Genomic DNA, 7,874 nt, shown 5'->3' on the forward strand with positions numbered 1-7,874 from the left:
GCCGACGAGGATGCCCAGGACCAAACCCGTTGCAGCGCCGGGCAATCCGCCGGTTGCCCAGCCGATCAGGCCGGCCGTCAGGACGCCGACGATAACGCAGAGTCTCGTCGTCGCCGTCATCGCTCACGCCGAGCACGGGCGATCAGCGACGCCAGCGTCACCGCCACCGCCACCAGGCCGGCGAAGCCCAGTGCCACCGTGCGGGCACGGTGATCCGGCGGTGGCGGTGGCGGCGCCGGAATGATCAGTCGGCGGTAGGCACCGGGTGCCAGCCGGTCACCCGGCGGCACGTCAAATGTCAACGCCGCCACCGGATCAACCACACCGTAGCCCACCTGGTTGTCCACACCACGCGGTGGATTGTGGGATGTCTGTAGGATCCGGTTGATGATCTGGTGAGCCGTCAATGCCGGGTACTTCGCCCGCACCAGGGCGGCGACGCCGCTGACGTAGGCCGCCGAAAAGCTCGTTCCCCAGAACGGGATGTTCTTCTCCCCCGGATGCAACGGCGGATAGGCGTTCACCGGCCCGCCGGTTTGCGGGGAGAGCCCCATGATCCCGACGCCGGGAGCGGCGGCCGCGACCCACGGCCCGGCCAGGCTCTTCTTGACCGGAGCGCCGGTGTTGTCGACCGCGCCCACCGACAACACGTAGTCGGAGAACCACGACGGCGACGACACCGTCTTCACCTGATGCCAATCCCGTGGATCGGCGGCGTCCAACGGGTCGAAGGCGGGGTTCTGGGCGCATTCGTCTTCGCCCTCGTTGCCGGCGGCGGCCACCACAACCGCATCCTTCACGGTCGCGGCGTACCACACGGCAGCACCAATCGCGCTCTGGTCCAATGGGTCTGCGGCCGATACGCATGCCGTAACGCTGACATTGATTACCTTGGCGCCCATGTTCGCGGCGTGAACGATCGCGCTGGCCAGCGAGGCGATGGTGCCGGCCTTCTTGCGCGCTTCGGTGTCGCCGCCGGGCCGCTCCGGTTCGAACGCCCGTGACGACTGGCGGATCGAGATGATCCGCGCGTGTGGGGCAACCCCTGCGACACCGTCCGGCGCGCCCGGGGGCGGCGGCGAGACGTCCGGGTCGTCCGGCGCACCGGGGACCGGGTCGCCCGGCCCGTTCGAGGGCTCGTCCCCCGGCGGTGGCGGCGGTGGTGCCGGCTTGGTCTCGGTGATCGTCACCGGCGACGGCGGCGGCGGCGGAGCGACTGGCGGCGGCGGTCCGCCGGGCGGCGGCGGTCCGGCGTCAGCAGCGGGTGGGCCCGCTGGCGGCGGGAAAGCCGGGCGCGCCGGTAGGGGCGATGGCATCGCAGCACCCTGTGGGGCAGCGCCGATCACCGAAGCCACGATGGTGCCGTGCGCGTCACAGTCGGTCAGCCCGTCGCCGCCCATGATGTAGTCCCCGCCGGGCACCACCGGTAGCCGGTGGCTGGGGTTGACACCGGTGTCGATGACGGCGACGGGCACCCCGTTGCCGGTCGAGTACTGCCAGGCCTTGGCGACGTTGAGCATCACGTAGCCAGGCGCCGGGCCGGTGACATTGGGCTCGGCGACGGTGATGGTGCGTGCGCAGATGTTGCTCTGCCGCATCGGCTGATCGGGGGCCGGCTTGCCGTCCGGCGGAACACGGGCGGGGTCGACGCGTGGCGGCGGGATCGCTTGCGCGAGAGGAAGGCTCGTCGGCAAGCCGACGAGCACACCGACCAGGCTGAGCGCGGTCATCCGCCGCGTCGCAAACCCGAACCTCATCGCATGCGCACCCAGGTGAAGAGCCCGCCGATCCAGGCCGCCAGCGGGAGCGCGGCAATGATCGCCGCGATCTCCAGCCACTCGGCGGTCATGCGCACCAGCGGGGTGAACCTCGTGATCGGAACCAGCAGCGCCGCAACCAGACCCGCGGCACCGAACAGTCCGAATACCAACGCGCCCCACAGCAGCGGACCTCCCTCGGTGGCCGGCGCGTGCACCACGTATTTGACGACGCCGACGCAGACCGCCAACACCGCCGCACAGACCAACGCGATCGCCTGCCGCTTGTCGGCGAAGGCTCGGCCGCGGCTGATGAAGATCAACACGAACAGCCCGGCCAGCACCACCGCGGCGGCGCTGTGGTCGCGCCCCGGCATCAGGGTGGCCCACACCGCGGCGGGCAGGGTCGCTCCTGCCGCGACGCAGATCCCGGTCAGCACGCTGTTGGCCGTCACGGCGCCCTCGGCGATAAGCGCACCGCGGGGTGTGGTGTCCGGGCTGACCTCTTCATCGGCGGCCTCATCGACGGGTGCGACGGCATCCACCGGCAGACCGGCGCTGCGCTGGAAGAGGTCGCGTCCGGTGACGGACCCGAAGTACGGTGGTCGGATCCGCGCCGCCCACAACGCAATGGTCGGAGCCAACGTCAGCAGGAACAGCAGGCCCACCAGCGTGAGCATCCCCATCCACTGCGCCGGCACCGGCCGCCACATGCGAGCCGCGGCGACCAGTCCCCCGATCGCGCACAGCGCGACAACCGTTGCGGCGGCGGTGATGTGACGCCGCGTCAGAACCGCGATGCCCGTAGTCAGCACGCCCGTCGCCAAAGCGGCGATGAACACATGGGCCGCACCGAGATCACCGGGCGCGGCGGCGCCCAGGCCCACCGCCAGCAGCGGTATCGCCAGCCAGCCGAACCCGTCGAGCAGGTCACCGCGATGCGGATACCAGCGAGCGATCGCAGCCGCCCCACCGGCGGCCAGCAGACCCGCGGCGCCCGTCACGACACTCGGCGCCACCGAGTCGCCCGCTCCGCGGGTGCGTAGCGCCAACCCGAGTAGGGCGGCGGAGAGCATCGCCAGGATCGCCAGCGACGTGTGCGCCGCAGTGACAGCAGTGACCGGTTCGAACAACTTCTCTCCGACCCGCGCCAAGCCGGTGGACAACGACTCATACTGCGGCTCAAAGGAATCACCCTCCACAACCGGGGCCAGCACCAGCGTTGCGCCGTCTTCGACACCGAGCTCGTCGAGGGTCTTCGTCACGTCCAGCCGCACCCCGTTGGCCTTGTGCAGCTCGTAGCCGACACCGGGTTCAAGACCCGCCAGGCCGCGACGCTTCAGCTCGCCGTTGAGCAGTTCGACGATGTTGTCGACAAACACCTCGACCGGCACCGCTGCCGGATAAACCTGCGAGACCAGGTGTTCGCCGCATACGACCGCAACCGCGCAGCGCGCCGGAAATGCGACTTTGGGCATTACCGAGGCCTGTCAGCGTCCGGAACGTATTTGTCCGCTAACGCCGCGGTGATCTCGAACAACCGGAGTCGGGTTTTCTTTTGTAACTCATGCTGCGTATCGATAATCCCGCCTTTGGCCAAATGCGGATCGAAAGGCATGAATTCAACAGTCGCACCCGATTGCCCGAAACGCTCGGCGAGATAGGCGCGCGCGTCGGAGTCGTATTTGTTCCGGCTGTTGTTGAGAATGACCATGCTGCGCGAGACCAATTCGTGGTAGCCCATCGACCTCAGCAAGTCGATCGACCGGGTGACGGGCAACGACGTGTCGGCGGTCAGACCCGAGACGAAAACCAACGTGTCGCAGGCGTCGAACACCGCCTTCATCACCGGGTGCTCGAGGTCGTCCGAGGTGTCGACCACGATCACATTGTGGGTGCGGCGAAGCCGCGACAAGACGCCGGCGAACATCGCCGGGACCAGCGGCCGCGGCTGATCCGATGCGCGGTTTCCCGCCAGCACGTCGAGCCCTAAGCTGTTCTGTCCCAGGTGTTCCCGGATGTCAGCGTAGCCCTGCACATCGGTATCGTTCAAGACCGCGGCGTAGTCCCCGGGCGGCGACTCGTCGATACGGCCGGCCAAGGTGCCGAAACCCGGGGCGGCATCGATGGCGACGACGTTCTCCGGTCGGCACTCCCTGAACACCGCGCCGATGCAGGCGGTCATCGTGGTCTTACCGACGCCGCCTTTACCCGACACCACGCCGATGACGTACTGCTTGCGGATGTGGCGGCGGATCCGGCCCTGCAATTCGCGATAATGCCGCTCGGCCGGGGACTCGCCGAGATTAATACTCTGAAAAGATGCGCTGTAGATGAATTTTCGCCAGCCCGAACCCGGTGGAATTTTCCGGGGGGTGACCATATCGGAGATGCGCAATGTTCCCGAGACCGAGTCGGGGTGTCGTGGACGCGGGCCAGCACTTTGTCCCGACGCTGCCATAGCTTGCTCCGTCGAATTCGCCGGCGTGTTCCACGGATTTGTCACGATTCCGATGCTAACATGCGCGCCACAGCCACTAGTTACACAACCTTTCGGTAGGAAAACCATTTCTCATTGGCCGGCAACCGCCGCACCATGTTGTTGATCGCGTTGGCGATGTTGGCGGCCGAACCCGGTGCCAGGATCATCCAATTCTTTCCCCCGGACGGAACGTGCTCGGCGATCAACCTGCCCTCCGGTGAGTCGATGATCGTCACCGCACTCTGCTCGACGAGAGTTCTCGTGGCTTGGCCGGTGTCAACCCCGGATTGCAGCGCGACGATCGAAGCCTGAGTCGATCGGGTGGGATCGGCTGCCAACAACAAGATGCGCTGTTGATCGGCGTCCAGCTGCTGGGTTGTCAGAAAGTTCGTCAACGAATCCCGGCTCGTCACGCCCGCAACCAGTGCGCCGGCGTCGATTGTGACGGGCCGCAAAGCGGCCGCGGTGTTTGTTCCGCACAGTCGGTCGATCTGAGCGACCACAACCGAGGTGGCAGCGCCTTCGGCGGTTGCCGTCCCGGCACCGCCGATCCGGACCAGATCGTGCGAGCGCTCCATCACCACCCACCATTGAGCGAAGCGCGCCAGGACCGCCCTCGCCGGTTGGTCTCCGGTTTCGGGACCGCGCATGTGGACGAGGAGCGCGACATCCCGACGCGAAAGCACCGTCAGCCATTCGACGACAACCGGATCGACGGTCCCCGTTTCATCGATGACACCGGCGGCCCGCAATTCCGCGGCGATGGGGTGCGTCAACGCCTTATGTGGTGTCTCGAAACTCGGCAGTATCGGGCGCAGCCCTAGTTCAGGGGCAAGCACCTCGATGCCGGCGAGTATCTGCAGTACCCACAGCCCGTCGATCGTGGTGGTCAGCATGCCGGTTATCCAAGCTGCTGGGGCGCACATCCCCGGTGCGCCCCAACTGAAGTCGTTCGACTCGGGTCAGACGAAGAAGTTCGTCGAACTTGCGTCGGTGGCGTGGGCCGAAGCGTTCACGGCGTGAATCGTCTGGCCGTGTTGCATGACGGTTTCGATGAGGCCCTCGAATCCCTTGAGCATTTGTATCTGCGCCTCGTAGAAAGCCTGGTGCGCCTGACCCTGAAAGAAGCCGCCGATCTGATCGGTTCGATGCTTGATGTCGTCGTGGTGTTCCATGAGGATCGCGGCTTGCTGGCCAACGCCAGAAGCCAGGTCGTTGACGGCACCGTGGTCGTATTGAATGGTCATTTGTTAATTCCTAACTGGGGCGAATCGAAGGGCTTGGTCGAATGAGGCTTACGTGGTGGCGCCGCCGGCAAAGCTCGCGAAATTGTGTGCCGCGTCCGTTTCGTGCTGCTCCATCATGACCGCGACCTTGCCGAGTCCTTCGGACAATTTCTTTCCCCATGTCACCGCTTGCGCCAAGTCGTGTTGCACTTTCGTCGCGGTGTTGGTTGACGACAGGTAGCCGTCGCCCTGCCATGCAGCGCCCATCGCCTCGTGGTTGGCCAGGTACTGGTTTGCAATGACCGTCGCATGCTCCAAGGCCGTGTCGATAGCCTGCTGCGTCGAGCGCATCATCTCGGGCGTTACCTGAAGTAGTGCCATTACCTCTCCCTTAGCTAGTGCCCCTGGGCGGGACGTGCCGCAAGTGTAAGCACGCTCGGCAGGTGCGGCACCTCACCTTTTTTGAACTTCGGTCAGATGGCACGCCCCCTTCAGTTTTGGTGACATTGGTATCGGCTTCTACCACGGCCGGAAGCGTCGCCGGCGTCATCAGATCGGTCAGAAAAACGCCCCCTCGATCCATCGCCGGGCACGACCCAGTCAGGGGAGGTTGGCCAGAAGCCGGGAATCTGCCCCTGCTGCGGGGGTTTTCGGGTCACGTATGCGTCCGGCGAATCGAGTGTGCATCCTGGGCTTCGACCGTGCAGCGTGGGCGGGAAGATGGCGAAAATCCCGCCCACTGTCCACACTCGAAGCCCTCAGTGCACACTCGAAGCCCTCAGTGCACACTCGAACGCCAGGAAGGGCAGCCGGGTGGCCAGCCGACAACACCGCGTGAAGTCGCTGCGGCGGCGACCTCTGCCGCTGTGAGGGCTACGTTTCCGGTTGTTGGGCAGCGCGTTGCAACGGCGCCTGCCGGGGTCGCGATTGGGACGGTATCGGCGGGAGGGCTCGAGGGACCTCGGGTGGCTCGTCGGCCGGGCTGGAGGTCGTGGTCAGGGGTTTGATCGTCGGTGGTGCGGTGCCGACGGGTCCGCGCAGTGCGGCGGCGTTGAGCATTCCCGGCTTGAGGCCGACCGCTTTACCGCCCGAAGGTGGTGGCGGGTTAAACGGTTCTGCGGGCTTGGCGAAGCTGGTCAGCCCGGGCGCGGCAGCCGGAGACACGGTCTGTATCGGCGGGCTGGCCGGCATGGTCGGGCTCGACGTCGCCGGGGTCAGCGCAGCCGTCGCCGGCGCAGCGAACATACCCATCGCCGGCAACGGAGCGTGCGACGGCGATACCGGCGCCTGCGACCGCACTGCGGCCGACGGCGAAATCCCCGACATGCCGGCACTCGTGTTCGGCGCCGACAACGGTGCCTGACGCACGTGTGAATCCGCCTGCGGCGCACTCGAAGTGGCCGGCGAATTCGCCGCCGTCGCGGCCTGCTCGGTCGCAATCATCACCGCCGACATCATCGACATCCCGGCGTTGGCACCCATATCGGCGGCCGCCAGCGCCGGAGCCGACACCGACCCGCCCGCCAACGACGGCAGGGCCGACAGCGCCGACAACGCCGCTGCCAGCGCGTCCAACCCGGCCCCGTACCGCAGCCCAGCCGAGGCGTTGTTGGGCCACATGAACCCGAAATACTCGGTGTCCAAGTCGATCAGCCGCGGCGTCAACGCCCCCCACACCAACGGGTTGATCCCGTTGTCGAACGCCCACTCACCGCGATTGGCGTTGGCCTGAATGTGGGTCACCATCGTGGGCACCGTCGTCGTATGCAGCTCCCCGGCCGCATTCAACAACTGCCCCTTCAACATCGACAGCACCGAATACTGCGAATCCGCGCCAGCCATCGCCATCGCCGACAAGGCCGACGCGCTCGACCCCTGCCCGGACCACGACGCCGACAATCCCGCCGCATTGGCGGTCGAACTCGCGGCCACGCCCGCTACAGATCCACCCAGCGCGTGCAAAGCCGCACTCGCGGCATGCATCGGCGCAGCCCCCGCACCGCTGGTCATCTGCAGATATGCGGTCGCCGGGTCAGTCAGCGGCCACGGCTCAACGCCCATGCCTAGATGCCGGTTGCGGCCGCGCGCATCGCCTCAGTCGCCACCGCATCCAGCATCGCCGAAGACTGTGCCGCCGAATACAATTCACGCTGCGTGGCGTGCTGCACACCCATCGCTGCGTGCTCAGCGCCCGCTGCCGCCACCAACGCGGAGAACTTCGCCGAATCGGCGTCCAACGCCATCGGCGGCGGTGCCAACGCGCCGACCGTTCCCGACGCCGCACCCGCCGATTCCGCCGCCAGCCCAGCCTCCAAGGCCGACGAGGCCCCCACCGCCTCAGGCACCATCGCGAACGTCACGGCCAGCCTCCTCAGCGTCACTCGCACGACCGAAGCGATCGTAACCGAA

General features: G+C 66.8%; 9 protein-coding genes. 1 reads left to right on the forward strand and 8 read right to left on the reverse strand.

What is annotated here, in order from left to right:
* Positions 1-116: 116 nt before the first annotated feature.
* From mycP to AC2VOG_RS06270, 4 genes are read right to left on the reverse strand one after another with little or no spacing between them, the layout of a single operon-like run.
* Entirely contained in the window at positions 117-1,757 is a 1,641-nt protein-coding gene (mycP, locus tag AC2VOG_RS06255; protein ID WP_486939048.1) for a type VII secretion-associated serine protease mycosin, read from the reverse strand.
* Positions 1,754-3,235 carry a type VII secretion integral membrane protein EccD gene (gene eccD / locus AC2VOG_RS06260; protein WP_486939049.1) on the reverse strand — a complete coding sequence of 494 codons (1,482 nt, stop codon included), beginning with the start codon at positions 3,233-3,235 and terminating at the stop codon, positions 1,754-1,756. The genes mycP and eccD overlap by 4 nt, the downstream gene beginning before the upstream one ends.
* Positions 3,235-4,263 (reverse strand): MinD/ParA family ATP-binding protein, encoded by a 1,029-nt coding sequence (locus AC2VOG_RS06265; RefSeq protein WP_486939050.1) that lies wholly within the window; start codon positions 4,261-4,263, stop codon positions 3,235-3,237. The genes eccD and AC2VOG_RS06265 overlap by 1 nt, the downstream gene beginning before the upstream one ends.
* Positions 4,264-4,298: 35 nt before the next feature.
* On the reverse strand, positions 4,299-5,135 hold the full coding sequence (locus tag AC2VOG_RS06270; RefSeq protein ID WP_486939051.1) for an ESX secretion-associated protein EspG: 837 nt from the start codon (positions 5,133-5,135) through the stop codon (positions 4,299-4,301).
* Here AC2VOG_RS06270 and AC2VOG_RS06275 point away from each other — a divergent pair.
* Positions 5,134-5,262 carry a hypothetical protein gene (locus AC2VOG_RS06275; protein ID WP_486939056.1) on the forward strand — a complete coding sequence of 43 codons (129 nt, stop codon included), beginning with the start codon at positions 5,134-5,136 and terminating at the stop codon, positions 5,260-5,262. The two genes, AC2VOG_RS06270 and AC2VOG_RS06275, sit on opposite strands and share 2 nt — an antisense overlap.
* Here AC2VOG_RS06275 and AC2VOG_RS06280 read toward each other — a convergent pair.
* From AC2VOG_RS06280 to AC2VOG_RS06295, 4 genes are all read right to left on the reverse strand, one after another.
* Complete coding sequence (locus tag AC2VOG_RS06280; RefSeq protein ID WP_486939052.1) at positions 5,202-5,486, reverse strand: WXG100 family type VII secretion target; 285 nt, start codon at positions 5,484-5,486, stop codon at positions 5,202-5,204. The genes AC2VOG_RS06275 and AC2VOG_RS06280 overlap by 61 nt on opposite strands.
* 48 nt (positions 5,487-5,534) lie before the next feature.
* Positions 5,535-5,846, reverse strand: a complete 312-nt coding sequence (locus AC2VOG_RS06285) for a WXG100 family type VII secretion target (RefSeq protein WP_486939053.1) — start codon at positions 5,844-5,846, stop codon at positions 5,535-5,537.
* A 492-nt stretch (positions 5,847-6,338) separates the two neighbouring features.
* Positions 6,339-7,526, reverse strand: a complete 1,188-nt coding sequence (locus AC2VOG_RS06290) for a PPE domain-containing protein (RefSeq protein WP_486939054.1) — start codon at positions 7,524-7,526, stop codon at positions 6,339-6,341.
* A 2-nt stretch (positions 7,527-7,528) separates the two neighbouring features.
* A partial coding sequence (locus AC2VOG_RS06295) for a hypothetical protein (protein WP_486939055.1) occupies positions 7,529-7,874 on the reverse strand: 346 nt, incomplete at its 5' end.

The sequence above is a fragment of the Mycobacterium sp. TH-M11 genome (assembly GCF_057473725.1).